The 25,309-nt window shown below is 50.8% G+C and carries 24 protein-coding genes and 1 riboswitch; of the genes, 11 read left to right on the forward strand and 13 right to left on the reverse strand.

From position 1 onward, the window contains the following. Positions 1 to 120: 120 nt before the first annotated feature. The 3 genes from nifJ to LQE92_RS03305 all read right to left on the reverse strand — a co-directional run bounded on the left by nifJ (position 121) and on the right by LQE92_RS03305 (position 5,561). Positions 121 to 3,660, reverse strand: a complete 3,540-nt coding sequence (gene nifJ / locus LQE92_RS03295) for a pyruvate:ferredoxin (flavodoxin) oxidoreductase (protein ID WP_231061564.1) — start codon at positions 3,658 to 3,660, stop codon at positions 121 to 123. A 135-nt stretch (positions 3,661 to 3,795) separates the two neighbouring features. Then, positions 3,796 to 4,737 (reverse strand): transketolase family protein, encoded by a 942-nt coding sequence (locus LQE92_RS03300; protein ID WP_231061565.1) that lies wholly within the window; start codon positions 4,735 to 4,737, stop codon positions 3,796 to 3,798. After that, the gene (locus LQE92_RS03305; protein ID WP_231061875.1) at positions 4,725 to 5,561 is read right to left on the reverse strand and encodes a transketolase; all 837 of its coding nucleotides are present in this window, start codon (positions 5,559 to 5,561) and stop codon (positions 4,725 to 4,727) included. The genes LQE92_RS03300 and LQE92_RS03305 overlap by 13 nt, the downstream gene beginning before the upstream one ends. Before the next feature lie 348 nt (positions 5,562 to 5,909). Between LQE92_RS03305 and LQE92_RS03310 the strand changes: the two genes are divergently transcribed. Together LQE92_RS03310 and LQE92_RS03315 are read left to right on the forward strand one after the other, a co-directional pair. After that, on the forward strand, positions 5,910 to 6,935 hold the full coding sequence (locus LQE92_RS03310) for a glycosyltransferase family 2 protein (RefSeq protein WP_231061566.1): 1,026 nt from the start codon (positions 5,910 to 5,912) through the stop codon (positions 6,933 to 6,935). Between the two features lie 33 nt (positions 6,936 to 6,968). Beyond that, complete coding sequence (locus LQE92_RS03315; RefSeq protein WP_231061567.1) at positions 6,969 to 7,664, forward strand: putative ABC transporter permease; 696 nt, start codon at positions 6,969 to 6,971, stop codon at positions 7,662 to 7,664. 61 nt (positions 7,665 to 7,725) lie between these two features. Here the strand turns inward: LQE92_RS03315 and LQE92_RS03320 are convergent, their stop codons facing one another. Genes LQE92_RS03320 through LQE92_RS03330 form a run of 3 tightly spaced genes read right to left on the reverse strand, consistent with a single transcriptional unit; the run spans position 7,726 to position 10,175 of the window. Then, positions 7,726 to 9,198, reverse strand: a complete 1,473-nt coding sequence (locus LQE92_RS03320) for a Mur ligase family protein (RefSeq protein ID WP_231061568.1) — start codon at positions 9,196 to 9,198, stop codon at positions 7,726 to 7,728. 12 nt (positions 9,199 to 9,210) lie between these two features. After that, a complete protein-coding gene (locus tag LQE92_RS03325) occupies positions 9,211 to 9,582 on the reverse strand; it encodes a VOC family protein (RefSeq protein WP_231061569.1) in 372 nt (123 codons plus the stop codon). Positions 9,583 to 9,617: 35 nt separating this feature from the next. Beyond that, positions 9,618 to 10,175: a 3-dehydroquinate synthase II gene (locus tag LQE92_RS03330; RefSeq protein ID WP_231061570.1), complete on the reverse strand. Its 558-nt coding sequence runs from the start codon at positions 10,173 to 10,175 to the stop codon at positions 9,618 to 9,620. A gap of 139 nt (positions 10,176 to 10,314) precedes the next feature. Between LQE92_RS03330 and LQE92_RS03335 the strand changes: the two genes are divergently transcribed. From LQE92_RS03335 to thiE, 6 genes are all read left to right on the forward strand, one after another. Next, positions 10,315 to 10,644 (forward strand): hypothetical protein, encoded by a 330-nt coding sequence (locus LQE92_RS03335; protein ID WP_231061571.1) that lies wholly within the window; start codon positions 10,315 to 10,317, stop codon positions 10,642 to 10,644. A 75-nt stretch (positions 10,645 to 10,719) separates the two neighbouring features. Beyond that, a riboswitch (TPP riboswitch) is annotated at positions 10,720 to 10,822 on the forward strand. 121 nt (positions 10,823 to 10,943) lie between these two features. Next, the gene (gene thiC / locus LQE92_RS03340; RefSeq protein WP_231061572.1) at positions 10,944 to 12,251 is read left to right on the forward strand and encodes a phosphomethylpyrimidine synthase ThiC; all 1,308 of its coding nucleotides are present in this window, start codon (positions 10,944 to 10,946) and stop codon (positions 12,249 to 12,251) included. Between the two features lie 13 nt (positions 12,252 to 12,264). After that, a complete protein-coding gene (thiW, locus tag LQE92_RS03345; RefSeq protein ID WP_231061573.1) occupies positions 12,265 to 12,783 on the forward strand; it encodes an energy coupling factor transporter S component ThiW in 519 nt (172 codons plus the stop codon). After that, positions 12,780 to 13,592 carry a bifunctional hydroxymethylpyrimidine kinase/phosphomethylpyrimidine kinase gene (gene thiD / locus LQE92_RS03350; protein ID WP_231061574.1) on the forward strand — a complete coding sequence of 271 codons (813 nt, stop codon included), beginning with the start codon at positions 12,780 to 12,782 and terminating at the stop codon, positions 13,590 to 13,592. Before thiW ends, thiD begins: the two co-directional genes overlap by 4 nt. Next, positions 13,579 to 14,412, forward strand: a complete 834-nt coding sequence (locus tag LQE92_RS03355; protein WP_231061575.1) for a hydroxyethylthiazole kinase — start codon at positions 13,579 to 13,581, stop codon at positions 14,410 to 14,412. The genes thiD and LQE92_RS03355 overlap by 14 nt, the downstream gene beginning before the upstream one ends. Continuing rightward, entirely contained in the window at positions 14,409 to 15,026 is a 618-nt protein-coding gene (gene thiE, locus LQE92_RS03360) for a thiamine phosphate synthase (RefSeq protein ID WP_231061576.1), read from the forward strand. The genes LQE92_RS03355 and thiE overlap by 4 nt, the downstream gene beginning before the upstream one ends. Before the next feature lie 59 nt (positions 15,027 to 15,085). Here the strand turns inward: thiE and LQE92_RS03365 are convergent, their stop codons facing one another. The 3 genes from LQE92_RS03365 to LQE92_RS03375 form a co-directional block, all read right to left on the reverse strand. Further along, positions 15,086 to 16,432, reverse strand: a complete 1,347-nt coding sequence (locus LQE92_RS03365) for an MATE family efflux transporter (protein ID WP_231061577.1) — start codon at positions 16,430 to 16,432, stop codon at positions 15,086 to 15,088. A gap of 110 nt (positions 16,433 to 16,542) precedes the next feature. Next, positions 16,543 to 18,498, reverse strand: a complete 1,956-nt coding sequence (locus LQE92_RS03370) for a GTP-binding protein (RefSeq protein ID WP_231061578.1) — start codon at positions 18,496 to 18,498, stop codon at positions 16,543 to 16,545. 35 nt (positions 18,499 to 18,533) lie between these two features. After that, the gene (locus tag LQE92_RS03375) at positions 18,534 to 18,872 is read right to left on the reverse strand and encodes a cyclic-di-AMP receptor (protein WP_231061579.1); all 339 of its coding nucleotides are present in this window, start codon (positions 18,870 to 18,872) and stop codon (positions 18,534 to 18,536) included. Between the two features lie 153 nt (positions 18,873 to 19,025). Here LQE92_RS03375 and LQE92_RS03380 point away from each other — a divergent pair, with 153 nt between their 5' ends. Together LQE92_RS03380 and LQE92_RS03385 are read left to right on the forward strand one after the other, a co-directional pair. Further along, positions 19,026 to 19,163 (forward strand): hypothetical protein, encoded by a 138-nt coding sequence (locus LQE92_RS03380; RefSeq protein ID WP_231061580.1) that lies wholly within the window; start codon positions 19,026 to 19,028, stop codon positions 19,161 to 19,163. Positions 19,164 to 19,362: 199 nt separating this feature from the next. Continuing rightward, entirely contained in the window at positions 19,363 to 19,800 is a 438-nt protein-coding gene (locus LQE92_RS03385; RefSeq protein WP_231061581.1) for an RrF2 family transcriptional regulator, read from the forward strand. A gap of 14 nt (positions 19,801 to 19,814) precedes the next feature. On the opposite strand, the gene cysK is transcribed toward LQE92_RS03385, so the two are convergent. After that, positions 19,815 to 20,744 (reverse strand): cysteine synthase A, encoded by a 930-nt coding sequence (gene cysK / locus LQE92_RS03390; protein WP_231061582.1) that lies wholly within the window; start codon positions 20,742 to 20,744, stop codon positions 19,815 to 19,817. A 338-nt stretch (positions 20,745 to 21,082) separates the two neighbouring features. Here cysK and LQE92_RS03395 point away from each other — a divergent pair, with 338 nt between their 5' ends. Then, the gene (locus LQE92_RS03395) at positions 21,083 to 22,375 is read left to right on the forward strand and encodes an O-acetylhomoserine aminocarboxypropyltransferase/cysteine synthase family protein (protein WP_231061583.1); all 1,293 of its coding nucleotides are present in this window, start codon (positions 21,083 to 21,085) and stop codon (positions 22,373 to 22,375) included. A 36-nt stretch (positions 22,376 to 22,411) separates the two neighbouring features. On the opposite strand, the gene LQE92_RS03400 is transcribed toward LQE92_RS03395, so the two are convergent. The 3 genes from LQE92_RS03400 to LQE92_RS03410 form a co-directional block, all read right to left on the reverse strand. Continuing rightward, complete coding sequence (locus LQE92_RS03400) at positions 22,412 to 23,029, reverse strand: DUF305 domain-containing protein (protein ID WP_231061584.1); 618 nt, start codon at positions 23,027 to 23,029, stop codon at positions 22,412 to 22,414. 64 nt (positions 23,030 to 23,093) lie between these two features. Then, positions 23,094 to 24,047, reverse strand: coding sequence for a CobW family GTP-binding protein (locus LQE92_RS03405; protein ID WP_231061585.1), 954 nt, complete (start codon positions 24,045 to 24,047; stop codon positions 23,094 to 23,096). 104 nt (positions 24,048 to 24,151) lie between these two features. Beyond that, on the reverse strand, positions 24,152 to 25,213 hold the full coding sequence (locus LQE92_RS03410; RefSeq protein ID WP_231061586.1) for an NAD(P)-dependent alcohol dehydrogenase: 1,062 nt from the start codon (positions 25,211 to 25,213) through the stop codon (positions 24,152 to 24,154). Positions 25,214 to 25,309 lie beyond the last annotated feature (96 nt).

The raw sequence follows: 25,309 nt of genomic DNA on the forward strand, positions 1-25,309 counted from the left end.
ACGCGGACATTCCTCAAATGTCCGCCCATAGCCAAAACGGCTCTGCCTTCCGCAAGCACACTTGCTTCTGGCAGAGCCGTTTTGTCTATTATGCTGTCGCTTGACTCAAAGTCAACACGTTCATTCTTCTACGCCGTACAGCTTAACCAGCTTCTGCAGGTGAGCATACTTCGCTTTGGACTGTTCTTCCGCAGCTTCAAACAGCTTCGCAGCTCTTTCCGGATTCGCACGTACCAAAGAATTGTAACGTACTTCTCCATTCAGGAACTCTTTGTAGTCTCCTGTAGGAGCCTTGCTGTCCAGGCTGAATCCAGCCTTGCCTGCCTCAACCAGTTCAGGGTTGAAACGGAAGTTGAACCAGTAGCCAGCCTCAACGGCTGCCTTTTCTTCCAGCTGAGCTTTCGCCATGCCGGCCTTGATGCCATGGTTGATACAAGGGGCATATGCGATTACCAGAGAAGGTCCGGGATAAGCTTCTGCCTCTGCCAGAGCCTTTACACACTGATTGTAATCCGCACCCATAGCGATCTGAGCAACGTATACATAGCCATAGCTCATGGCGATGGCAGCCAAGTCTTTCTTCTTCACATCCTTGCCGCCTGCCGCAAACTTAGCGATCGCGCCGGTAGGTGTAGCCTTGGAAGACTGTCCGCCTGTATTGGAATAAACCTCGGTATCAAATACCATGATATTGATATCCTTGCCGCTGGCCAGAACATGGTCGACGCCGCCGAATCCGATGTCGTAAGCCCAGCCGTCGCCGCCGAAAATCCACTGCGACTTCTTTGACAGGAAATCCTTATCCTTCAGGATCTCTTTTGACTTCTCACAGCCGCATGCTTCCAGAGCAGCTACCAGCTTGTCCGTAGCAGCGCCGTTCAGCGCGCCGATGGAGTAAGTCTCCAGCCATTCCTTGCCTGCCGATTCCACCTCGGCATTGCCGCTGTTCGCAACCGCAGCTTCTACTTTTGTCTTCAGGCTTTCTCTCATGGCATTCTGAGCCAGGCTCATGCCGTATCCGAACTCAGCCGCATCCTCAAATAAGGAGTTTGACCAGGCCGGTCCTTTTCCTTCGGGAGTCACGGTATAAGGAGTGCTCGGCGAAGAGTTGCCCCAGATTGAAGAGCAGCCGGTCGCATTTGCAATATACATCCTGTCACCAAAAAGCTGGGTGATCAGCTTCGCATAAGGAGTCTCGCCGCAGCCTGCACATGCGCCGGAGAACTCAAGCAGGGGCTGTCTGAACTGACTTCCCTTTACGGTATTTTCTTTGAACTTCGCAAGAACCTCCGGCTTCTTAGGAAGCTCCAGTCCATATTCAAAGCCCTTCTGGCAGTCTGCATTGGCTTCCATATTTTCCATAGTGAGAGCCTTTGCGCCTTTCTTGCCGGGACATACTGTCGCACAAGAACCGCAGCCCATGCAGTCCAGAGCATCCACTGTCATGGAGAAGAACATTCCAGGCATACCAGTCATAGGAACCTTTTTCATATTCTCAGGAGCCGCAGCCGCTTCTTCTTCTGTCATTACAGCAGGACGGATTGAAGCATGAGGGCACACATAAGAGCAGAAATTACACTGAATACAGTTTTCAGGATTCCACACGGGAATATCTACTGCAACACCGCGCTTTTCAAATGCAGAAGTTCCGCTGGGTGTGGAGCCGTCCACATAATCCACGAATGCGGATACCGGCAGCTTGTTGCCTTCCTGAGCCGCAACGCTCTGCTGAACACTTTCAACGAATTTAACGGCTTCTTCTCTACCTTCACGTACCTTCTCGGAGAGATCCTCATACTGAGCGTCCTTCCAGCTGTCAGGTACTTTGATCTCCTTCACATCCGTTGCGCCGCGGTCGATGGCGTCATAGTTCATCTGAACAATCTTGTCGCCCTTTCTTCCGTAGGTAGCCTTTGCAGCGGCTTTCATCAGCTCGATGGCTTTATCCTCAGGTATAATGTTTGCAAGTTTGAAGAATGCAGACTGAAGTACGGTATTGATACGGCCGCCGAGACCAATCTCTTTGCCGATCTTGATTCCGTCGATCAGGCAGAGCTTGATGTTGTGGTCTGCAATATATTTCTTAGCCTGTCCGGGCAGATGTTCTTCAAGACCTTCCATATCCCAAGGGCAGTTCAGAAGAAATGTTCCGCCGTCCTTCAGATCCTGTACCATGTTGTATTTTCTCAGATAAGCAGGATTGTGGCAGGCCACAAAATTCGCTTTGCTGATCAAATAGGTGGACTTGATCGGATCCTTGCCGAAACGCAGATGAGAGATCGTCACGCCGCCGGATTTTTTGGAGTCATAATCAAAGTATGCCTGTGCATACATATCGGTATTGTCACCAATGATCTTGATGGAGTTCTTATTCGCGCCTACGGTGCCGTCCGCGCCAAGGCCCCAGAACTTACAGCTGATCGTGCTTTCAGGAGCAACGCTGATCTCTTCTCCAGTCTCTAAAGACAGGTTGGTCACATCGTCCACGATGCCGATGGTAAACTGTTTTTTCTCGGTATTGTTGTACACGGCAACAATCTGAGCAGGAGTCGTGTCCTTAGACCCCAGACCATAGCGGCCGGTAAAAATGTCGATATTGTGGAACTTCGTATTCCTGAGGGCTGCAACCACATCCAGGTACAGAGGCTCGCCAAGAGCGCCGGGCTCTTTTGTCCTGTCCAGAACGGAGATTCTCTTAACGGTATCCGGAATCGCCTCGATCAGTTTCTCAGCGCAGAAGGGTCTGTACAGACGCACGATGACAAGGCCTGTCTTCTGACCCTGTGCATTCAGGAAATCAACGGTCTCCTCGATAGTCTCACACACGGAACCCATCGCAACAATCACATGTTCTGCATCCGGAGCGCCGTAGTAGTTGAACAGCTTATAATCTGTGCCGATCTTTTCGTTTACCTTGTCCATATACTCTTCTACGATAGCGGGAAGCGCATTGTAGTAAGAGTTGCAGGCTTCTCTTGCCTGGAAGAAGATATCAGGATTCTGAGCGGAGCCTCTTTCACAGGGATGCTCAGGATTCAGGGCACGGCGTCTGAACGCGTCGATCGCATCCATGTCTGCCATATCCTTCAGATCTTCTGTATCCCAGACTTCAATCTTCTGGATCTCATGAGAGGTACGGAAACCATCAAAGAAATTGATAAAGGGAACACGGCCCTTGATCGCTGCCAGATGAGCTACTGCAGTCAGGTCCATGACCTCCTGCACGCTGCCTTCACAAAGCATAGCGGAGCCGGTCTGACGGCATGCGTACACGTCGGAGTGATCGCCGAAAATAGAAAGGGCATGACTGGCCAGAGCACGCGCAGATACATTGAACACACCGGGAAGCAGCTCGCCGGCGATTTTATAAAGGTTCGGGATCATAAGCAGCAGACCCTGAGACGCCGTATAGGTAGTGGTCAAAGCACCTGCTGTCAGAGAGCCGTGCACAGCGCCCGCCGCGCCTGCTTCAGACTGCATCTCTGTAATCTGAACGGTCTGTCCGAAGATATTTGTCCTCCCCTGTGTCGCCCACTCATCTGTGGCTTCTGCCATCGGTGATGAAGGGGTAATCGGATAGATGGCCGCCACATCGGTAAATGCATAAGAAGCATGAGCCGCTGCATGGTTGCCATCCATGGTTTTCATTTTTCTTCCCATAGATAATCTCCTCCTCTAGGAATATAAGTGAATGTGATATAGATTGATATAAATAGCACAAAATCATCCTTCTCATTATACAATTCTTGTTACAAGAATGTCAAACAAGTATCTCAAAAAATACATTATTTGTGCTTATTTTACAAAGGCTTTTACCTTTTCCGCAATGCTGTCGCCGTCAAGGCCATATTTCTTGATCAGAGCAGCCGCGGGGCCAGATTCTCCATAGGTATCGTTAACGCCGATCTTCAGTACCGGAGTGGGCGCTTTTGCAGACAAGGCGTCACACACGGCGCTTCCCAGGCCTCCGATGATGGAGTGCTCCTCAACAGTTACCACTTTTCCTGTTTCTTTGGCTGCCGCTACTACCAGGTCTTCATCGAGAGGCTTGATAGTATGGATATTGATGACCTTGGCGTCAATGCCCTCCGCCGCCAATTTTTCAGCTGCGGCCAGTGATTCACTTACGCACAGGCCGGTGGCGATGATGGTCACATCTTTTCCTTCTCTTTCCACAACGCCCTTTCCTATTTCGAATTTATAGGAAGCTTCGTCATGGATGACCGGAACCGCCAGACGCCCGAATCTCAGATATACGGGGCCCTGATGCTCTATGGCCGCACGCACGGCCGCTCTGGCCTCAACGTCATCCGCCGGGCTGATCACCACCATGCCGGGAATCGTCCTCATCAGAGCGATATCTTCATTGCACTGATGGGTAGCGCCGTCTTCTCCTACGGAAATGCCAGCATGGGTAGCGCCAATCTTCACATTCAGATGAGGATACCCGATGGAATTGCGGACCTGCTCAAAGGCTCTGCCCGCCGCAAACATTGCGAAGGAGCTGGCAAAGGGAATCTTCCCCGTGGTGGCAAGGCCTGCCGCCACACTCATCATATTGCATTCTGCGATGCCGCAGTCGATATGGCGCTCCGGAAACGCCTTCTTAAAAACTCCCGTCTTGGTAGCGCCGGCCAGGTCGGCATCCAGCACGACCAGTTCCTTATATTCAGCGCCACATTCTGCCAGTGCCTTGCCATAGCTCTCTCTTGTCGCGATCTTCTTTATTTCTGACATAATGCTTCACCTACTTTCTCCAAATCTGCCATTGCAATGGCATACTGCTCGTCATTGGGGGCAGTTCCATGCCAGGATGCCTGATTTTCCATAAAGGATACTCCCTTGCCCTTTACCGTTTTCGCGATAATGGCGGTAGGCTGTCCCTTTACCGTCTTCGCTTCCGCAAACGCCGCGCGGATCGCTTCAAAGTCGTGTCCGTCAATATTGATCACATGGAAATTAAACGCTTCAAATTTCTTGTCAATGGGATAGGGCGAGTTTACGTCCGCGATGTTCCCGTCGATCTGAAGGCCGTTGTTGTCCACAATGACTACCAGGTTGTCCAGTTTTCTGTGAGCGGCCAGCATGGAAGCTTCCCATACCTGTCCCTCCTGAATCTCCCCGTCGCCGAGAAGTGTATATACACGGTAATCCGCATTGTCCAGCTTGCCTGCGATCGCCATGCCGACAGCCGCGGAGATTCCCTGTCCTAAAGAGCCGCTGGACATATCCACTCCGGGGATATGCTGCATACAGGGATGTCCCTGGAGATATGAGCCCAGATGGCGGAGGGTCAAAAGATCCTCAACCGGGAAAAAGCCTTTGTGGGCAAGCGCCGCATAATATCCGGGAGCCGTGTGCCCCTTGGACAGTACAAAACGGTCCCTGCCAGGCTTCTTCGGGTCCTTCGGGTCCACATTCATCTCTTCAAAATACAGATAGGTGAAAATCTCTGCAGCGGAAAGAGATCCGCCGGGATGACCAGCTTTCGCGCTGTGTACGGATGACACAATGCTCTTGCGAATTTCATTGGCCTGTTTTTTGAGTTCCAACGTATTCATCATAGTTCCTCCTTTAATTTCTAATAGATGGACTCCGGATAAACAGAATCTCTAATAGACATACTTGTTTAAAGTATACCATTTTACCGTTTTTCTGTCCACTATAAATCACAATCCCTTTTTGCCCATATTCACAGCCTCTCCCATCATTCCGTTCTTTTTTATTTCCCGGCGAATTTTGTCCGCTTTTCTTCCATATTATATAGGTACAGAACCTGTTTTCTGTCATACTTTCCGTAACAGACGTTGCAAGTTTCCAAAAAAAGCCGTATAATGTTAGATGGCTGTAAAGCAAGTCGCTATAAAATACAGCAATTTAGACGCTGATCAAGATAAGGAGTGAATTCCGTGAAATTATTATCCATCGCAGTGCCCTGCTATAATTCTCAGGATTATATGGAGCACTGTGTCAATTCCCTGCTTCCCGGAGGAGACGATGTGGAAATTCTCATCGTAAATGACGGTTCCAAAGATGATACAGCAGATATCGCAAACCGGCTGGAAGCAGAACACCCCGGCATCGTCCGTGCCATCCATCAGGAAAATGCCGGACACGGCGGCGCGGTGAACACCGGCCTCGCCCATGCTACAGGCCTGTTCTTCAAGGTCGTAGACAGCGACGACTGGGTGGATCTGGAAGCATACAAAAAAATTCTCAGTTTTCTTAAAACGGCAGTCATGGAAGACCGTCTTCCCGATTTGCTGCTGTCCAACTATGTCTATGAAAAGCAGGGAGCGGCCCGTAAGAAGATCATGCAGTACCGGAAATATTTTCCTGCCGATACTTATTTCACCTGGGATGATGTAAAGCCGCTGCCGCCCACTATTTACATTTTGATGCATTCCGTCATTTTCCGGACGGCTGTCCTCAGGCGCTCCGGGCTGGAGCTTCCGAAAAAGACCTTTTATGTGGACAATTTATTTGTATTCCAGCCTATGCCCTACGTAAAGACATTGTATTATATCGATGCAGACTTCTACCGCTACTTCATCGGCCGGGAGGACCAATCAGTCAATGAATCTGTAATGATCTCACGGCTGGACCAGCAGTTCCGCGTGACCCGCCTGATGATCGACTGCCTGGAGAAGTCCGGACCGCTTTTTAAGAACAGGACACTTTGCAAAAACATGTGTTCCTACCTGAACATCATCCTGAGTATCTCTTCCATTATGGCCATTAAATCCGGCACAGAAGAGCATCTGCGGGAAAAAGAAGCACTATGGCAGGAGCTGAAGGATATGAACCCTTCCCTCTATCGGAAGTTCCGTTACCGGACCCTGCTCGGCATCGCCATGAACCTGCCCGGAAAAATTGGCAGGAAATGTTCCGTACTGGCTTATAACGTGACCCAAAAAATATACGGTTTCAATTAAAAGATACCGGTTGCACTGGAAAGGAGGAGGTCTATGGCTTTCAAACGTCCATTTAAACCAAATACAAAAGACGCAGACTGTAACTTTTACAAAATCTTCTGGATTTATATAATCGGCGGCATCCTGGGATGTCTGGCAGAAACAATCTGGTGTTATTTTGCCTTTGGCGGATACTCCAACAGAAGCAGCAACCTGTTTTTCCCCATGAGCAATGTCTGGGGAGCCGGCTGCGCCCTGTTCAGTATTTTGCTGCATAACAACCAAAATTCTAAGCCTTTTCATCTGTTTATTAAAGGCTATATTTTCGGCGGTGCATTTGAATTTTTGTGCGGCTTCGTCTGTCAGATCGTGCTGGGAGTCACATTCTGGGATTATTCCGGAATACCGCTCTCCATCGGAAACTATGTGAACCTGGTCTTCTGTGCTTTCTGGGGGCTCGTGGCCATTGCCTGGGCCAAATGGATCTATCCGTTCCTCTCCGGGCTTCTGGAGAAGGTCCCGCAAAAAAAGCGGCGGTTCGCCACCCGGTGTACCGTATGCCTGGTGGTATTTACTTCGGTCATTTCCTGCCTGGCGCTCATCCGCATGAGCGAACGGCATAAAAATATACCGCCCAGAAATTTCCTGGAACGCCACCTGGATCAATACTATCCGGATCAGCTGCTGGGAAGCACCTTTCCGAAAATGAAATATCTGGATACCGGGGAATACATAAAAGATCTGCCATAAAATAAAGAAACACCTGGGTGCCATGCCGGCACTCGGGTGTTTTTATATTTACAGAATTCTTTCAGACACGATTCCGCTGTCTTTCAGCCATCCATTTCTGTGCCGCCTTCGCGTCCGATATATAAGGCTCATAGGAATCCCGCACACGCTGGGTCACTTCGGCGCCTTTCCCGGCCAGTATCACCACATCTCCCGGCTCTGCCGCATCCAGAGCGGCCCGGACGGCCTGTTCCCGGTCCGGGATTATCCTGCACGGTTTCTTAATATGGGACTGGACCTCGAGACAAATCTCCGCCACATCCTCATAGCCCGGATCATCGGCCGTCAGATATACAAAGTCCGCATACTTGTCCGCCAATATCCCCATATCCCTCTTTCTAATAGGAGAACGCTCTCCGGCACATCCGAACACCGAATGGATATGATTCGGGGCAAACGTTTCCTGCACCGCTTTATATACATTCAAAAAGCTTAAGTAATTATGGGCGTAGTCCACTACGATATGAAACCCGCCGTATTCCATCAGCATCATTCTCCCAGGAATATGGATATGACGGATTCCTTCTGCAATAGTCCCTGGGCCGATGCCCATGACAAAGGCCGCCAGGATTGCCGCCGTCAGGTTTTCCACATTGAACCGTCCGACCAGGCTGCTTTCAAAAGCATACCACCTGCCTTTATATCCCAGCTCAAAGCGGCTCCCGCCGGCGCTGACCTCTATGTTCCGGATCACACCGTCGCACGTCTCGTCGTGTCCATACAACAGCACCCGTTTTCCCGCGCATCCCGCCATGACCTTGTCGAAAAACCTCGTCTCTTTATTCACTATGACTGTATCACACTGAGATAAAAAGGATATCTTACAGCTCACATATTCCTCCAGGCTCGCATGCTCCTTTTCTCCGATATGGTCCTCATCCACATTCAAAAAAATTCCGATAGGAAAATGCTGCCCGTACACCCGTGATAATTTCATGGCCTGAGAGGACACCTCCATCACCACATGATCACATCCATTGTCCTTCGCTTCCCGGAAATAAGACTGAAGCTCGACCGGCTCCGGAGTAGTCAGATGGCTCAGGCGGGACATCTTTCCTGTGTTGACCTCCATCGTGGAAAAGACAGCCGTCCGTCCGGGGGATCCGGCATCCAGAATCGATTTTAAAATATAAGCCGTTGTTGTTTTCCCTTTTGTCCCCGTGATTCCGGTGACGAACATCTCATCCCCGGGATTCTCATAAAACCATCTTGCCGCGGCCGACGACGCTTTCCTGATATCCTTCACCAGAATGTGAGGCAGGACGACGCCGAAGTCCGTCTCCGCCATGTAAAGGACAGCGCCCTTCTCGGCCGCCATCTCCAGATATTCTTTTTTGAATGTAAAACCCTTGCAGATGAAAAAAGCTCCCGGACCCGCCTCCCTGGAATTCGTGGTCAGGGAATCGGGCACAAGACATTCCGCCTCTCCGGAAGCCTCTATGAGCAGTCCCTCCTGCTCCAGCAGTATGATCAAATCACTTATGGTACCCTTCATGATGCCGCTCCCTTATCTTTTCTCCGGTATGATCTCCAGCCAGTATCCGTCCGGGTCTTCAATGAAGTAGATTCCCATGGACGGGTTTTCAAAACAGATGCATCCCATTTCTCTGTGCTTTTCATGAGCCGCCTCAAAATCGTCCGCCTGGAACGCGAGATGGATCTCATTGTCTCCCAGGTTATAAGGCCTGTCCATGTCCCGGAGCCAGGTCAGTTCCAGAAGATGACTGGTCTGTCCGTCGCCCAGATACACAATGATAAAGCTTCCGTCTTCCTTTTCAATTCTTCTCGTTTCTGTAAGCCCCAAAGCCTCTTTATAAAAATCCATGGATCTTTTCAGATCATATACGTTAATATTGTTATGCACAAATCTGAATTTCATATACGCCGCTCCTTAATTATTATAAAACGCCAATGTTACATTTCTTCTATATATTCCGCCACGGCTTCGCCTTTATGGCGTCCGCAGGACTCTGCCGGATAAGAGGACAGACTGCCGCCTTCTGTAAGCCCCACAAACGCAGATGAACTTCCGTCCCCTTCCAGATAAACACTGTCCGCCTCCTGAACTGTGGCAGATATGCCATTTTCCAGTTCGATCCTCCACAGAGGCCTCTTTTCTTTTTTGACGCGGCCGACAAATGCCGTCCGGAAACCGTCCGGCGAAAACACCGTGATTTCATCCCCCGGTTCCACTTCTGCCAGATATTTGGTCGTCCCATCCCGCATATAAACGTACTGATGGAGAGCGCCGGCATTTATCCGGAACACCCGTCTGGGATAAGTATCCACTTCCCGGTTTTCCGACATGGCCTTTACGAAGCCTTTACAGGTATTTCCGATCAATATACCCTCCTCCTCAGACAGGGCGTCAATAAAATCCAGTTCCACCCGGACTCCCGTTCCCAGCTTCAAAAGCCTTGTTATTTTCGTGGGCTGCCGTACTGCGGTCCATTCTTTATTCTGATTTTCCATGGTCTCAGTATATCACAAAGAAATTCCCATTACCAGAGCGAGTTCCGGAGTCAGAACACATTTCCTACACACACCCATGATAAAATAAAATAAAAACGCTGGCAGGAAGATAAAGACCGAATCAAGAAAGGAGTATGCGATGTACCGAATAACCATGAAGTTCAATAAATTCAAAAGGCGGCTTCTTGTTTTTTTATCCGTTGTCCTCACAGCCTTCTTCTTGGCTTCCTGTACGGGTCCGGGAAAAGCGCCGAATCCGGAAAAGGCGGAGGAAGAGACCGTAGTTTACATGGGCCGCGGCCTTCCGGTCTCAAAGCTCTCCGACGAGACCCTGGAATGGCTGGAACGGTTCAATCAAATGCCTGAAGAAGCGCAGCTGGCAATCGATTATGTCCCTCACGACATATGCTCACTGATAAACGAGGGTTCCGAAAGCCCGGAAGCATTAGAGACCACAGACGCTCCGTAATGGGTTGACTTTCCATTGAAAAAAGCATATAATCGCCATATAAATGAATACGAGCTGGATTTAAGCTGGCCTTTGGTCAGTTGTCTGGGGAGCTTAGAAATAGGCTGAGAGGGAGTATGGCTCCGACCCATGACCTGATACGGATAATGCCGTCGTAGGAAGACATCCCGCACCGGATGATGATATCTGGGGCTTGTCCTTACGGGCAGGCCCCTTTTTTTCGGCTGAATTACGGCTCTTTTCCGGAATGCGTCCGTCATCCGGAGTACCAGCCAGACATTTTTATCAGGAGGATAGATATGAATTACACAACACAGATGGATGCCGCCAGAAAAGGCATCGTTACCAGAGAAATGGAACTCGTTTCCAAAAAAGAACAAATGGAGATTCCGGAGCTTCTCCGGCTGATGGCTGAGGGAAAAGTCATCATTCCCGCCAATAAGCTCCACACCTGTATTGAGCCCAACGCCATTGGTTCCATGTTAAAGACTAAGATAAACGTAAACCTCGGCACTTCCAGGGATTGTGTGGATCTGAACAAAGAGCTGGAAAAAGTGAATGACGCCGTGAAAATGGGCGCGGAAGCCATCATGGATCTGAGCTCCTTCGGAAAGACACAGGAATTCCGCCGCAAGCTGACTCATGAATGCCCGGCCATCATCGGCACTGTTCCCATTTACGACGCTGTCGTATATTACCATAAACCCCTCAAGGAAATCACCTCACGGGAATGGCTGGATATTGTAAAAATGCACGCTGAGGACGGCGTGGATTTCATGACCATCCACTGCGGCATCAACAAAAACACCGCAGACCGTTTTAAAGACAACAAACGCCTGACTAATATTGTCTCCCGCGGCGGCTCCATCATCTTCGCATGGATGGAAATGACAGGAAATGAAAACCCTTATTTCGAACATTACGACGAAATCCTGGATATCTGCCAGCAATATGACATAACACTGAGTCTGGGGGACGCCTGCCGTCCCGGCTGTATTGCAGACGCTTCCGATATCTCCCAGATTGAAGAACTCATCACCCTCGGCGAGCTGACCAGAAGAGCCTGGGAGAAAAATGTCCAGGTCATGATCGAGGGCCCCGGCCACATGCCCCTTGACCAGATAGAGGCCAATATGAGAATCCAGAAAACCATTTGTAAGGGCGCGCCTTTTTATGTACTCGGGCCGCTGGTCACGGATATCGCTCCCGGTTATGATCACATCACCGCAGCCATCGGCGGGGCCATCGCCGCCGCCTACGGCGCGGCATTCCTCTGCTATGTGACTCCGGCCGAGCATCTCCGTCTTCCCGATGTGGATGATGTAAAGGAAGGTATCATCGCTTCTAAGATAGCCGCCCACGCCGCAGACATCGCCAAGGGAGTCAAAGGCGCCTCTGACTGGGACTATGCCATGAGCACGGCCAGGAAAAAGCTGGATTGGGAGAAAATGTTCGAATTGTCAATCGATCCGGAAAAGGCCCGCCGTTACCGTGCGTCCGCCAAGCCGGAAAAAGAAGATACCTGCTCCATGTGCGGTAATTTCTGTGCTGTCAAAAATATGAACCGTATCCTCGATGGAGAGATCGTCAGCATTTATGACGAATGAGAGGGAAATGAACATGAAACCCAATATTAAAAAACTGGCCGTCGGCGGCATGCTGGTCGCCCTGACCGTCGCACTTTCGGGATTCTATATTCCCATAGGCGCATCCAAGTGTTATCCGGTCCAGCATCTGGTGAATATCCTGTGCGCCGTTTTTCTCGGCCCCTCATACGGGGTGGCGTCCGCTTTCTGTTCTTCCCTCATCAGGAATCTGATGGGGACGGGAAGCCTCCTGGCTTTCCCCGGAAGTATGGTGGGCGCCCTTCTGGCAGGCCTTCTGTACAAAAAGAGCAAAAAACTCATTTTCGCTTATGTGGGAGAGCTTTTCGGCACAGGCATCCTGGGAGGGATTCTATGCTTTCCCGTAGCTTCTTTTCTCATGGGAAAGACCGTGGCCGTATTTGCTTTTGTGCTGCCGTTTTTCCTGAGTTCCCTGGCGGGCACCTGCATAGCCGTTATCCTGACCGGAGCTCTCTATAAATCGGGGCTGCTTGAAAATCTTCAGCACAGCCTGAAAGGAGGCACCTTATCATGAAACGCAGTACAGTATTGACGATCGCCGGCTCTGACCCCAGCGGAGGCGCCGGAATCCAAGCGGACTTAAAGACCATGACAGCATTTGGATGCTATGGGATGTCCGCCATCACGGCGATCACCGTCCAGAACACCACCGGCGTCACCCGCGTGGAGACCTTAGACCCCGGCCTGGTAAGCGCTCAGCTGGACGCCATTTTTACCGATATCCGTCCCGATGCCATAAAGATCGGCATGGTTTCCTGTAAAGAAACTATACAAGTGATCGCGGAAAAGCTGACAGAATATCACGCGCAGAATATCGTCATGGATCCGGTCATGGTATCTACCAGCGGGCACCGGCTGATGGAGCCGGACGCGATGGATACCTTGATACGCGTTCTCCTGCCCCTGGCCGATTTAAGCACGCCCAATCTTCCGGAGGGGGAAGCGCTCTCCGGCCTGGCCATAGCATCGGGAGCTGATATGCCCCGTGCTGCGCGGAAAATCTGCGATGCCACCGGCCACCCTGTCCTGTTAAAGGGGGGGCATCTGGACGGCTGTGCCGATGACCTGCTCTGGAACGGCAGAGAAGAGATATGGTTCCGCGGCCGTCAGATAAATACCAAAAACAGCCATGGAACCGGCTGTACGCTGTCCTCCGCCATCGCTTCCGGCTTAGCCTTGGGCCTTTCGCTGGACGGCGCCGTCCGGGAAGCCAAAGCCTATCTTTCCGGCGCGCTGGCTGCCGGTCTGGAGCTTGGACATGGGCGCGGTCCCGTAGACCATTGTTTTCGTATTGAATGGAGTCCCCGTCATGACAGAGAATGAACAGATTTCCAAAATCCTGGAACTTTGGCAGGCCCTCCCAGAGACAAAGCCTCTGGTCCATGTGATCCCCAATCAGGTCTCCGCGGCCTTCTGTGCAGATGCCATGTCCGCTTCCGGCGCAAGGCCTGTCATGGCCGGTTCTTCTCTTGAGACCGGCGAAATCACAGAACATTCACGCGCCTTTGTCGCCAACCTGGGACAGCCTTCGCGGGAAAAGGAAGCGGCTGTCCGGGAATCTCTGCTCTCCGCCGCCCGGAACAGGATTCCTGTCGTACTGGATCCGGTGGGAGCCGGCGCATCCGCATACCGGCTTCAATTGGCCGGTTCTCTTCTTTCTCTCCCCTGGAAAGGCATCGTAAAAGGAAATGCTTCTGAGATTTACACCATCTGTACCGGACAGCTCACTCATCAGGGAGTCGATTCCATCGGCTTCGGTTCTCCGGAGCTCTCTCCCCCCGCCAATCCGCTGTTTTCCGGAAGAATCCTGGCTGTCACGGGAAAAGAGGACTGTATCCTCGATGACGGCGGTCAGAGAATCATCCTTTCACATCCTGCTCCGCTCTCCCATGCCATTGTCGGGACGGGATGCGCTGCAGGCTGTCTGTGCGGATGCTTTGCGGCACTCACAGAAGACCTTTTCCTGGCCGCTGCCGCGGGACTCAGCTTTTTCAGCTATGCTCAATCCCGTGTGGATGACTTAAAGGGATATGGCTCCTCCAAGCTTCATCTGCTGGATTTTCTCAGTCAGACAGAAGCAGACGGTTTCAAACGATATCTGCAGTCAATCCTCACCTATCAGTCAGGAGGAAGAACAAAATGAGACTTTTAAAAGAACGAGGGATACTCTACGTGATCGTGGACTGCCGAAACGGACTTTCTCCCATCGAAGAAGTGCTGAGCGCAGGCGTCGACCTGCTCCAGCTGAGAGAAAAAGGCCTGACCTCCGCAGAATATCTGAAACGTGCCAAAACCGTGAAGGCCCTTTGCAGAAAATATGGAACGCCTTTTATCGTAAATGACCGCATTGATATCGCCCTCTTGTCTGACGCCGACGGAGTGCACCTGGGCACCGATGACGTACCTGTGAACGAAGCAAGGCGCGTTTTGGGGGATGGTCTTATCATTGGCGCAACTGCCAAAACCGTATCCCAGGCAGTATCAGCCGAGCTGATGGGAGCTGATTATATCGGCAGCGGCGCCTTTTTCCAGACGGAGACTAAATCCGACGCCATGCCCATCTCACCGGACACTTACCGCCAGATTCTCGCATCCATATCCATTCCCGACGTAGCAATAGGCGGGATCACAACGGAAAACTGCGGGTTTCCCCTTTCTCTCGGAGCAGACGGACTGGCCATAGCAGCCGGCATCATGAAATCCGGAGATATCACCGGATCCGTCAGGGCGTTCCGGAAAACACTTTCCGCACAGTAAGAATTCCTATTTCAGATGCAACAAAGCCCTGCCGAAAAAACATAGCGGCAGGGCCTTTATCATACTGTTTTTCGTTTCAGCCGTTCATCTGAGCCATGGCGGATCCATTTCCCGCTTATCATCCTCCACAGGAAAACTGCAAACCGGAAGATCCAGTCGACGCTCATGGCTATCCAGATTCCAATGACTCCCGTATGGAATACCTTTACCATGAGGTATGCGAGACATATCCGGAAAAGCCACATGGAGGCCACGGCGATCACCATGGTAAACGTCACATCTGACGCCGCCCGCAGCGCATTGGGCACGATAAAGGCCGGGGGCCAGAACAACATGGCAAACCCATGAAATACGATCAGGCCGGCAGCGATGGCTGCCGCTTCCGGGGAAAGATTATAAATACCGATGATCGGCTTGTGCAGCAAGTCGATCACAACGATGATTCCAATCAGGATGGAATAATCCAAAAGCACCAGCTTCTTAGTATATTCCTTGACCTGGCCGAATTCTTTGGCTCCCACGCACTGAGACGCCACTGTTACCAGTCCCAGTCCGATAGCCTGTCCCGGCAGATATTCGATGCTGGCCAGATTTGTGGCCACTGCAAAACCGGCTATTGCGACAGTTCCCAAAGAAGACACGAGGCTCTGGACCATGATCTTTCCCAATTGGAACATACTGCTCTCCATGCCGCTGGGAATCCCTATCCTCAGAATCTGCCTGATCATGTCTGGTTCATAGCCCAGCCTGAGATGCTTGTCCACATGTACCTGATTTTTTTCATTCCGTATGATAACAAGCATGATGACAGCGGCAACCATACGGGAGATCAGGGTCGGCACAGCCACGCCGGCCACGCCGACGCGCAGCACATATACGCCTATGGCGTTCCCTGCAATGTTGATTCCGTTCATGACCAGAGAGGTCTTCATCGATACCTTGGAATTGCCCATGGCCCGGTAAAGAGCCGCACAGGAATTATACATAGCCAGAAAAGGGAAAGAAAGAGAAGTAATATAAAAATACAGGCTGGCGTCTGCCATGACGTCCGCGTCGATCTTACCGAATATGACGCTTAAAATGACCCGATTCCCCACAAGGGCAATCATCATGATCGCCGCAGAGATCACCGTGGTCACAAGCAAAAGCTGATTCGCCGCCCGGCAGGCCCGCTCTTCATTTTTACAGCCCAGGTATTGGCCCGCCACCACTGCGCCTCCGGTGGCCATTGCACCCAAAAGCTGTATTAGGAGCAGATTAATGGCGTCCACCAAAGACACGCCGGACACGGCGGCCTCTCCAACCCCTGCCACCATGACCACATCGACCATTCCCACCAGCACTGCGAGGAACTGCTCCACGATCAGTGGTATCAGCAGCCTCCGTAAATCCTTCTTTGAAAACATGTATTCTCCCCTGTTCCGTCTAAAAAGCTTTTCATACCATTCTTCTTATACCGATTCCGATTGTATCACCGAAGACATCCTTTTACAAGCCTTTTGCACTTTCTTTTTCCTCATCCTTTTATATGCCGCATCCTGTCCACATCGTACCATTTTACTTCATATCCCGCCCCGTGAGAACAGAATATAGAGCCGGACGGATTTTCCAGATCCCGTTCCTTTTCGTAGCCCGAAGCTGCTGCCGCCTCCTCCTGATCGTGGCAGGGCGCATATCCGTCAGGCTGAAACGAAGCAGTCCCGTCCCCTCTGCTCAAAGAAGCCAGCTCCAGAGGATATTCCATGAACTCCGACACGGGTCCCCTGCCCCGTATGATCGTTCTCCCATTACCAGGTACCGGCGGTAAGAATGTTCCGTTTCGCTTTTGAATATCCATCATCACTTTACCTGACAACCCTTCCGGCACCTCAATCTCAAAGCGGTACCAGGGTTCTAAAAGAACGGTCTCCGCCTTTTCCAGTCCCTGTCTCACCGCCCGGTATATCGCTTCCCGGAAATCACCGCCCTCTGTATGCTTCAGATGGGCCCGTCCCGCTTTCAGGACAATATCCACATCGGTGAGCGGCGCCCCCGTCAGGATGCCTCTGTGTTCTTTTTCCAAAATATGATGAAGAATCAAACGCTGATAGCTGCCGTCCAGTTCATCCTGACTGCAGTCTGAAAAAGCCCTGATTCCCTGTCCCCGCTCTCCCGGCCGCAGCAGAAGGTGAACCTCCGCATAATGGCGCAGGGGTTCATAATGGCCATATCCCATCACCGGGGCAGCGATCGTCTCCTGATACAAGACCCGGCACGGCCCAAATTCTGTTTCCATATGGAACCGTTCCATAATAAGCGCCTTCAGAACCTCCAGCTGGACGGTCCCCATGACAGACGCCTGAATCTCTCCCGTCTCTTTTTGATACCGTATGGTTAGCCCCGGTTCCTCTTCCTCTAAAATCCGAAGATATTTGAGCGCCGTCAAACTGTCTGTGTCGTCTTTGACCAGCACTTGTACCGCCATCACAGGGCACAGGAGGAACGGGCCTGCGTCCTCCTCCTCCCCCAGTCCCTGCCCCGGCCGGGTCTTTGTGAGTCCCGTGACCCCCGCCACTGTTCCGGCGCAGATTTCCTGTACGGTCTGATACTTGTCTCCGCTGTAGAGGCGGATCTGATCGACCTTTTCCTCCTCTCCTTTTTCCCGAAAACGTATGATATCCTTCACATGAAGCTTTCCGCCCGTCAGCCGCAGAAATGTGATCCGGTTCCCCTGATCATCGTGGAGGATCTTATATACCCTTGCCCCAAAGTCAGGGGATCCCGCCTTTTGGTCTGTACACGCTGCAAGGAACGACAGCAGCTCCGGCACACCCTCCCCGGACAGCGCAGCGCCAAACAGACACGGGTATGCCACCCGCTCTCTTATCTGTCTCCGGAAGATTTCCGGCCACCGGGACTCTGATATCCTCCCTTCCAGATATTCTTCCAGCACATCGTCTTCAAGGGACGCGATCTCCTCTTTCATCTCCTCTGAGAACCGGAGCTGCCCGTCCTCTGCCGCAGCCAAAGAAGCCGGTATGAACCCGGCTCCAAAGGCTGACTGAAACTGTTTCAATATGGCTTTTTCTCCGATGCCTTCTCTGTCCATCTTATTGATGAACAGGAACACCGGAAGACCCTTCTTTTCCAGGAGCCTCCAAATAGTCTTTGTATGCCCCTGTATCCCGGCGTTTCCGTCCACAACCAGGATTCCGTAATCCAGGATATCCAGAACCCGTTCCATCTCTCCGGCAAAATCCACATGTCCCGGAGTATCCAGCAGAATGAAGCTCCTTCCGCCGAGGTCAAATGCTGCCTGGCGGGAAAAGATTGTAATTCCTCTCTCCCGCTCTATCCGGCTGCTGTCCAAAAAGGCGTCTCCGTGATCCACCCTTCCCCTTTTCCGTATCATTCCCGCTTCATAGAGCACAGCCTCTGTAAGAGTCGTCTTTCCGGCGTCCACATGAGCCAGCATCCCCACTACCGTATCCATCTCAAGCGCTCCGTTTCATCCATTTTCTATGCTGGTCAGTATTTCTCGATCCGGTCGATTGGGAATTCAAATATCGTGCAGCCGCCCACTTCTACCTCTAAAGGTACCGGCATATTAATCCCAGTATAAGAGCCTCCTGTCAGGTTTCCGGAATTGTCATAGCGTATGGCCCTCCGTTTTCCGGCATTTTCCCGGATGACGTTTACCGCCTCGTCCACTCGTTCATCTTCCGTACCTATCATGATGGTAGTGTTCTTTCCCTTCAAAAATCCGCCTGTGGTCGACAGCTTTGTCACAAAAAAATTCTGCTCATTCAAACTTCTTACCGTATCCATTTCATCCTCGTGGTGGATGATCGCCATTATCATCTTCATATGCGTATCCTCCTTTAACTTATATTTCTTATATTATAGCACGCCTCCCATAAAAAATTTGTTAGAATTTTATTACGTTCTGTCTGAACTTGAAAAATCTGCTTCCCGTATGAAAACCGCCGTTCCAGGTATACTAAGTCTGAGGTGATAACGATGGAAAACAGCAAGGAGTACAATGTAGCTGATGTTTCAGCAAATACCCTGGATAAAATCAAAACTCTGGAAAAAGAACTGGAGAAGGAAACCAAAGAAAAGATTGTTCTGATCGCATATAAAGAAACTGTGCGCTAAGCATCGGAGCATGCAAAAATTTCGGGCCAAATAACGATCAGCACAATACTGCCCGACAAAAAAGCAGAAGAAAGGCCGATCTGTCCATACAGACGCCTTGCTTCTGCTTTTTCCTTTTCTTTACGGCCGGAGAAAAAGCGCCGGCTTGAAAGCCTACTATATATATGTTATTATAGTAATTATATTGGGAGGTGTAAAAATGAAAATATCAACCAAGGGCCGCTACGCCCTTCGTATGCTTCTGGACCTCGCCCAGCGCCAAAATGACGGATACACCGCGCTCAAAGATATCGCCGCCCGTCAGGGAATCTCTAAAAAATACCTGGAACAGATCATACCAATCCTGAATCAGTCCGGTCTTCTCCAGGCAAGCCGCGGGTTCCAGGGAGGATACCGGCTGGCAAAATCCCCCGATAAATATACAGTGGGAGATATCCTGCGCCTTACGGAGGGAAGTCTCTCTCCCGTCGCCTGTCTGGACCATGAGCCAAATCAGTGCAGCCGCTGCGACGAATGTGCCACTCTTTCCGTGTGGCAGGGGCTTAACCAGGTGATAAATGAATATCTGGACAGCATCACCCTGCAGGACCTTTTAGACCGGCAGAAAGAACACTACAGCAATGATTATATAATATAGCACCGGGCTTTTTACTATTCAGAAAACATTGGAGTAGAAAGATACCGTTCTCCTGTATCCGGAAGCAGCGCCACAATGATCTTGCCCGCGTTTTCCGGACGTCCTGCCAGTACCGCGGCTGCCGATACGGCCGCTCCGGAAGAAATGCCCACAAGCACTCCTTCCTTTCTCGCAAGGCTCCTGCCCGCTTCAAAGGCTTCTTCATTCTCCACCAGAATGATCTCATCATATATTTCTGTGTTCAGAGTATCCGGTACAAAGCCCGCACCGATACCCTGTATTTTATGAGGACCCGCAGTTCCCTTGGATAAAACGGGAGAACCAGCCGGCTCAACGGCAACGACCTTGATATCCGGATTTTTCGATTTCAGATATTCTCCAACGCCTGTCACGGTCCCGCCGGTACCGACGCCTGCCACAAAAATATCTACTCTGCCGTCTGTGTCCGCCCAGATTTCCGGTCCTGTCGTCTGCCGATGAGCCTCAGGATTTGCTCCGTTGGAAAACTGGCTGGGAATAAAGCTTCCTTCTATTTCATCCGCCAGCTCCTCAGCTTTGGCAATGGCTCCCTTCATCCCTTTTACACCTTCCGTCAATACCAGCTCCGCGCCGTATGCCTTTAACAGACTGCGGCGTTCTATACTCATGGTGTCCGGCATCGTGAGAATGACTCTGTAGCCTCTGGATGCTGCTACTGCGGAAAGACCGATTCCCGTATTGCCGCTGGTTGGTTCAATGATCACCGAACCCGGCTTTAAGAGGCCCTTTGCTTCCGCATCATCGATCATGGCTCTCGCTATCCTGTCCTTTACGCTTCCTGCCGGATTGAAATATTCCAGCTTGGCGAGGATCGTGGCCGAAAGCCCATGCTCCTTTTCATAATTCTTAAGCTCCAGAAGAGGCGTTCCGCCGATCAAATCTGTAATCCTTTCAAATGTCCTCATTCTTCATACCTCCTGATTATTTCTATTATGATATTCTTCCAGTTTTTCGTACCTTTATGAAATCTTTTCAGACTATCTCACAGCACTTCCTTTTTCTTTTATCTTATTAAACCTATGAGTTTAATAGGTTTTATGTATTTCATAATAGCACTATGGATTTGTTCTGTCAATCCTAATTTTAAAAAAGTGTTTTTTTACTTTTCTGGATAATTTTACTTGACAAAGAAAAAATACTTATGTAATATGTAAAACATATCAAACCCATAGGTTATATGTATTTGATATGCTTCATGTCCATAAGACAGAGAATAGAAATGAAAGCTGAAGAGGTGCTCACTATGAACAAACATTCCTACAGATTTGAAACAATCCAGCTGCATGCAGGCCAAGAAACCCCCGACTCCGCTACAGACGCAAGGGCCGTCCCCATTTACCAGACCACATCCTATGTATTTAAGGATTCCGCCCATGCGGCGGCCCGTTTCGCTCTCACCGACGCGGGCAATATCTACGGCAGGCTGACGAATTCCACCGTCGATGTATTCGAACGACGCATGGCAGCGCTGGAAGGAGGCACTGCCGCGCTGGGCGTAGCCTCCGGAGCCGCGGCCATTACTTATACCTTTTTAAATCTGGCCCAGGCCGGGGATAATATCGTATCCGCCAAAACCATATATGGCGGAACTTACAATCTGCTGGAGCATACGCTTCCTCAATACGGAATCACAGCCGTTTTCGTGGACGCAGATAAAAAGGACGCTTTTGAGGATGCCATAAACGAACGTACAAAGGCCGTATTCATTGAGACGATCGGCAATCCCAACGCTACTCTAATCGATATCGAAGCCGTGGCCGCTGTGGCCCACAAGCATAAGATCCCATTGGTCGTGGATTCCACCTTCGCGACTCCTTTTCTTGTGCGTCCCTTTGAATACGGCGCGGATATCGTAGTCCATTCTGCCACAAAATTCATAGGAGGCCATGGTACGGCCATAGGCGGCGTAATCGTCGACAGCGGCAAGTTCGACTGGGAAGCCAGCGGCAAGTTCCCCTCTCTCACCGAACCCAACCCCAGCTATCATGGAATCAGCTTTACAAAGGCGGCCGGAAAAGCAGCGTTCGTGACTAAGATTCGAGCGATCCTCTTAAGAGATACCGGCGCGACTCTGGCTCCGCTCCATGCCTTTTTATTTCTTCAGGGTCTGGAGACGCTTTCTCTCCGTGTGGAACGTCACGTATCAAACACGCTTAAGGTCGTGGATTTTCTCTCCAGGCATCCGCAGGTGGAAAAGGTCAGCCACCCGTCTCTTCCCGATCATCCCCACCACGCCTTATATCAAAAGTACTTTCCCCACGGTGGAGCTTCCATTTTTACCTTTGAGATCAAGGGGGGAGCCAAAGAAGCGCAGGATTTCATTGACCGCCTGGAGATCTTCTCTTTGCTTGCAAACGTAGCCGACGTAAAATCCCTGGTGATTCATCCGGCCTCCACCACACATTCCCAGCTCACAGAAGAAGAGCTTTTGGATCAGGGAATCCGTCCGAATACGATCCGCCTGTCCATAGGCACCGAGCATATCGACGATATCCTGGAGGATTTAAGCCAGGCGTTCGTCCAGCCGGCTGTCTGACCAAAAAGCCGGAGGGCCTCCATCCTCCGGCTTTTATCAATGGGCGTGTCCGCCATCCTCTTGTTCCATCTGCTGTATCTCTTTTTCCTGCTGGGCGATGATAACATTGGCCAGCAGGATCACTTCTTCCTCATCAGTATGGTTCAGAACGGCTTTCGACATATCCACCGCCATCTGGTGATGCATCGACATCCCTTCCGCAAAAGCCCTGTCCAGACTTTTTGCCTGAGAATCATGAGCCGAATGGTGGCTTTTCATCATTTTTTCGTATTCTTCCAGATAGAGAGCCTCCTGCTCTTCATCTGCCATTCCTTCGTCCATGATTCTTGCGGCCATTTCACTCATCTGTTTTATCTCATCTTCCTGAGTGCTGATGATCTGTTCCGCCAGCTCTTTGAACTTGCCTTTTTCTCCCGCATGCTGCAGATAGCTCTGAGACATTTTAACGGCGGACTGATGATGAGGTATCATCTGATTCAAAAATGCAGCGGCTGCAGAGCCGGAAGGCTCCACATCGTCCATCTTTTCCATCATCTCTTCCATGATCTCATCCTGCTCACCCATATACGCGTCCAATTCTTTTTTGCTGCTGCCGCATCCACTTAGTAAGACCAGCACGGCAGAAACAGCCAAAGCTATCCGGTATTTTTTCATATCGCCCTCCATCGGAAAAATATTCTTATCCTATTATTTCCCAAAAGACGATATTTATGCCATCCTAACTTCTTGAGACCTCCGCGCGCGCCTTCACAGGAGCACCCTTTCCTCTCCTTCTGAAAAAAACCCGGCGCAGCTTCTGCCGTCTGATGCCATTGCCGATAAATACAGCTTTCCCTTCCTGATCCGTGTCAATATCCATTACCGAATACTGGCCGTCCGCCACATCGAATTGAAACATCCGGCCGCCGGCCCGCAGGTGTCCTTTAGCCCGGAAAATGTCCCCAAACTGCCCATAGATAATCTGTTCCATTAATAGGATCAGCCTTTCCGGACTTTCCAGAGAAACGCTGCTGAGAGAAAATGTATCCGGCATTCCCTCCGCGTCCGCTCCCGTATTCTCAAGAACCTGTCCGTCATAGCTCAGCTCCAGCAGACCGTTCCACCAATCCGGGCCCATGGCGCTGTAATGCTCCGTGACCACCAGACCGTCCGGGTTCCAGTCTGACAGCTTCTTTCCCAAGGCCTCTCTTTCTTTCTCATCTGCCTGTTCCATCTTGGACACGGCTACAGTACGGGCTGATGCAATCTGATCCCTGTAAAGCTCCGGGAACTCCCGGCAGTAACGCTCATAGCTGTGCCCATCCACTATGGTGACCGGTGCCAGCAGTGAAATCCTTTCATATTCGATTTCCTGGAGGCTCCGTATGATATTGCTCAGCATACCCACCCCTGTCGGCTCGATCACCAGATATTCTGGATCCACTGTATTGGCAATCGTCAGGACAGATGCTGTAAAGTCCCCCTTCATGGAACAGCAGATACACCCTTCCGCCATCTCCCAAATGTTGACCTTTCCCGCATCCATACTGTCTTTGAGCGTATCGCCGTCCACTCCAACAGAACCGTATTCATTTTCCAGAATCGCAAAATCCTTCCCCGTATGCCTTGCCAATGCTTTGATAAAAGTGGTCTTCCCCGCCCCCAGAAAGCCGGATATTACAAGTATCTTCATGAGCTGATTCCCTTACCTTTTCTTTTATTTCCTAAACCTGAAAGAGACAGTGCCTCTCCCTGGAGAAACATATGGCCCAATGCAGTGCACTGGGCCATTGTTCATCAGTCTTCGATTTTTACGACCGGCTTGATCAGATCAGCAGGCTTGTCTCTCATCAGGAACAGCGCCTCTTCCACATGCTCCCAGCCCTCAAACACATGGGTGCTCAGCGGTGAAAGATCCAGCTTTCCAGATGATACCAGCGCTCCCAGCTTTTCCATACGCAGGCGTCCGCCCGGCATCAGTCCGCCGTTGATCTGTTTGTGGCCCATTCCCACACCCCATTCAACACGGGGGATATCGATCACTTCACCGGAACCCAGGTAATTGACATTACCAATCTTTCCGCCGGGTTTCAGGCACTTGACCGCTTCTGAGAAGGTCTTCACACTGCCTCCCGCGATCACGACCTTGTCCACTCCTTTGCCGCCGGTCATCTTAAGCACCTGCTCCGCAATCGGGCCGTTTTTATAGCTGACAAAATCTGTCGCTCCATATCCCCTGGCCGCTTCCACACAAACGGGCCTGGTGCCGACCGCGATAATCCTGGCAGCTCCGCGAAGGTTCGCTCCCGCTACGGACATCAGGCCTACAGGACCGATTCCGATCACCAGAACGGTATCTCCAAACTGTACGTCTGCCAGCTCGACACCGTGAAATCCGGTGGGAACCATATCAGAAAGCATACACGCGTCCACTGTATTGATATTGTCCGGAAGCAGAGCCAGGTTTCCATCCGCATCGTTTACATGGAAAAACTCGGAAAACACGCCGTCTTTGAAGTTGGAAAACTTCCAGCCTGCCAGCATGCCCCCAGAATGCATGGAATATCCTGCCTGGGCCTCCAATGAGTTCCAGTCGGGAGTGATAGCAGGAACCAGGACACGGTCTCCCGGCTTAAAATCCTTGACAAGCTCTCCTACCTCTACTATCTCTGCGCAGCCTTCATGGCCGAGGATCATATTATGTCGGTCTCCGATAGCGCCCTCCCAAAGCGTATGTACGTCTGAGGTACAAATGGCAATTGCCAGGGGCTTACAGATTGCGTCCATCGGTCCGCATTTCGGTCTTTCTTTTTCAATCCATCCCGATTCACCAATCTTTAACATTGCATAACCTTTCATGTTCTATATCTCCTTTCCATCCTTCAATTTCAAAAGATGTTCTAAGTATATCATCAATAGATTATGTAATCAATCAATAACCTTTTGGCATTTTTA

The organism is Lientehia hominis (assembly GCF_021044755.1).
In the GTDB taxonomy this organism is placed as follows: Bacteria; Bacillota; Clostridia; order Lachnospirales; family Lachnospiraceae; genus Lientehia; species Lientehia hominis.

Coding starts and splice junctions, on each gene's coding strand:
- nifJ (WP_231061564.1), bottom strand. CDS start 3,660: ATGGGAAGAAAAATGAAAACCATGGATGGCAACCATGCAGCGGCTCAT.
- LQE92_RS03300 (WP_231061565.1), bottom strand. CDS start 4,737: ATGTCAGAAATAAAGAAGATCGCGACAAGAGAGAGCTATGGCAAGGCA.
- LQE92_RS03305 (WP_231061875.1), bottom strand. CDS start 5,561: ATGAATACGTTGGAACTCAAAAAACAGGCCAATGAAATTCGCAAGAGC.
- LQE92_RS03315 (WP_231061567.1), top strand. CDS start 6,969: ATGGCTTTCAAACGTCCATTTAAACCAAATACAAAAGACGCAGACTGT.
- LQE92_RS03320 (WP_231061568.1), bottom strand. CDS start 9,198: ATGAAGGGTACCATAAGTGATTTGATCATACTGCTGGAGCAGGAGGGA.
- LQE92_RS03325 (WP_231061569.1), bottom strand. CDS start 9,582: ATGAAATTCAGATTTGTGCATAACAATATTAACGTATATGATCTGAAA.
- LQE92_RS03330 (WP_231061570.1), bottom strand. CDS start 10,175: ATGGAAAATCAGAATAAAGAATGGACCGCAGTACGGCAGCCCACGAAA.
- LQE92_RS03335 (WP_231061571.1), top strand. CDS start 10,315: ATGTACCGAATAACCATGAAGTTCAATAAATTCAAAAGGCGGCTTCTT.
- thiC (WP_231061572.1), top strand. CDS start 10,944: ATGAATTACACAACACAGATGGATGCCGCCAGAAAAGGCATCGTTACC.
- thiW (WP_231061573.1), top strand. CDS start 12,265: ATGAAACCCAATATTAAAAAACTGGCCGTCGGCGGCATGCTGGTCGCC.
- thiD (WP_231061574.1), top strand. CDS start 12,780: ATGAAACGCAGTACAGTATTGACGATCGCCGGCTCTGACCCCAGCGGA.
- LQE92_RS03355 (WP_231061575.1), top strand. CDS start 13,579: ATGACAGAGAATGAACAGATTTCCAAAATCCTGGAACTTTGGCAGGCC.
- thiE (WP_231061576.1), top strand. CDS start 14,409: ATGAGACTTTTAAAAGAACGAGGGATACTCTACGTGATCGTGGACTGC.
- LQE92_RS03365 (WP_231061577.1), bottom strand. CDS start 16,432: ATGTTTTCAAAGAAGGATTTACGGAGGCTGCTGATACCACTGATCGTG.
- LQE92_RS03370 (WP_231061578.1), bottom strand. CDS start 18,498: ATGGATACGGTAGTGGGGATGCTGGCTCATGTGGACGCCGGAAAGACG.
- LQE92_RS03375 (WP_231061579.1), bottom strand. CDS start 18,872: ATGAAGATGATAATGGCGATCATCCACCACGAGGATGAAATGGATACG.
- LQE92_RS03380 (WP_231061580.1), top strand. CDS start 19,026: ATGGAAAACAGCAAGGAGTACAATGTAGCTGATGTTTCAGCAAATACC.
- LQE92_RS03385 (WP_231061581.1), top strand. CDS start 19,363: ATGAAAATATCAACCAAGGGCCGCTACGCCCTTCGTATGCTTCTGGAC.
- cysK (WP_231061582.1), bottom strand. CDS start 20,744: ATGAGGACATTTGAAAGGATTACAGATTTGATCGGCGGAACGCCTCTT.
- LQE92_RS03395 (WP_231061583.1), top strand. CDS start 21,083: ATGAACAAACATTCCTACAGATTTGAAACAATCCAGCTGCATGCAGGC.
- LQE92_RS03400 (WP_231061584.1), bottom strand. CDS start 23,029: ATGAAAAAATACCGGATAGCTTTGGCTGTTTCTGCCGTGCTGGTCTTA.
- LQE92_RS03405 (WP_231061585.1), bottom strand. CDS start 24,047: ATGAAGATACTTGTAATATCCGGCTTTCTGGGGGCGGGGAAGACCACT.
- LQE92_RS03410 (WP_231061586.1), bottom strand. CDS start 25,213: ATGAAAGGTTATGCAATGTTAAAGATTGGTGAATCGGGATGGATTGAA.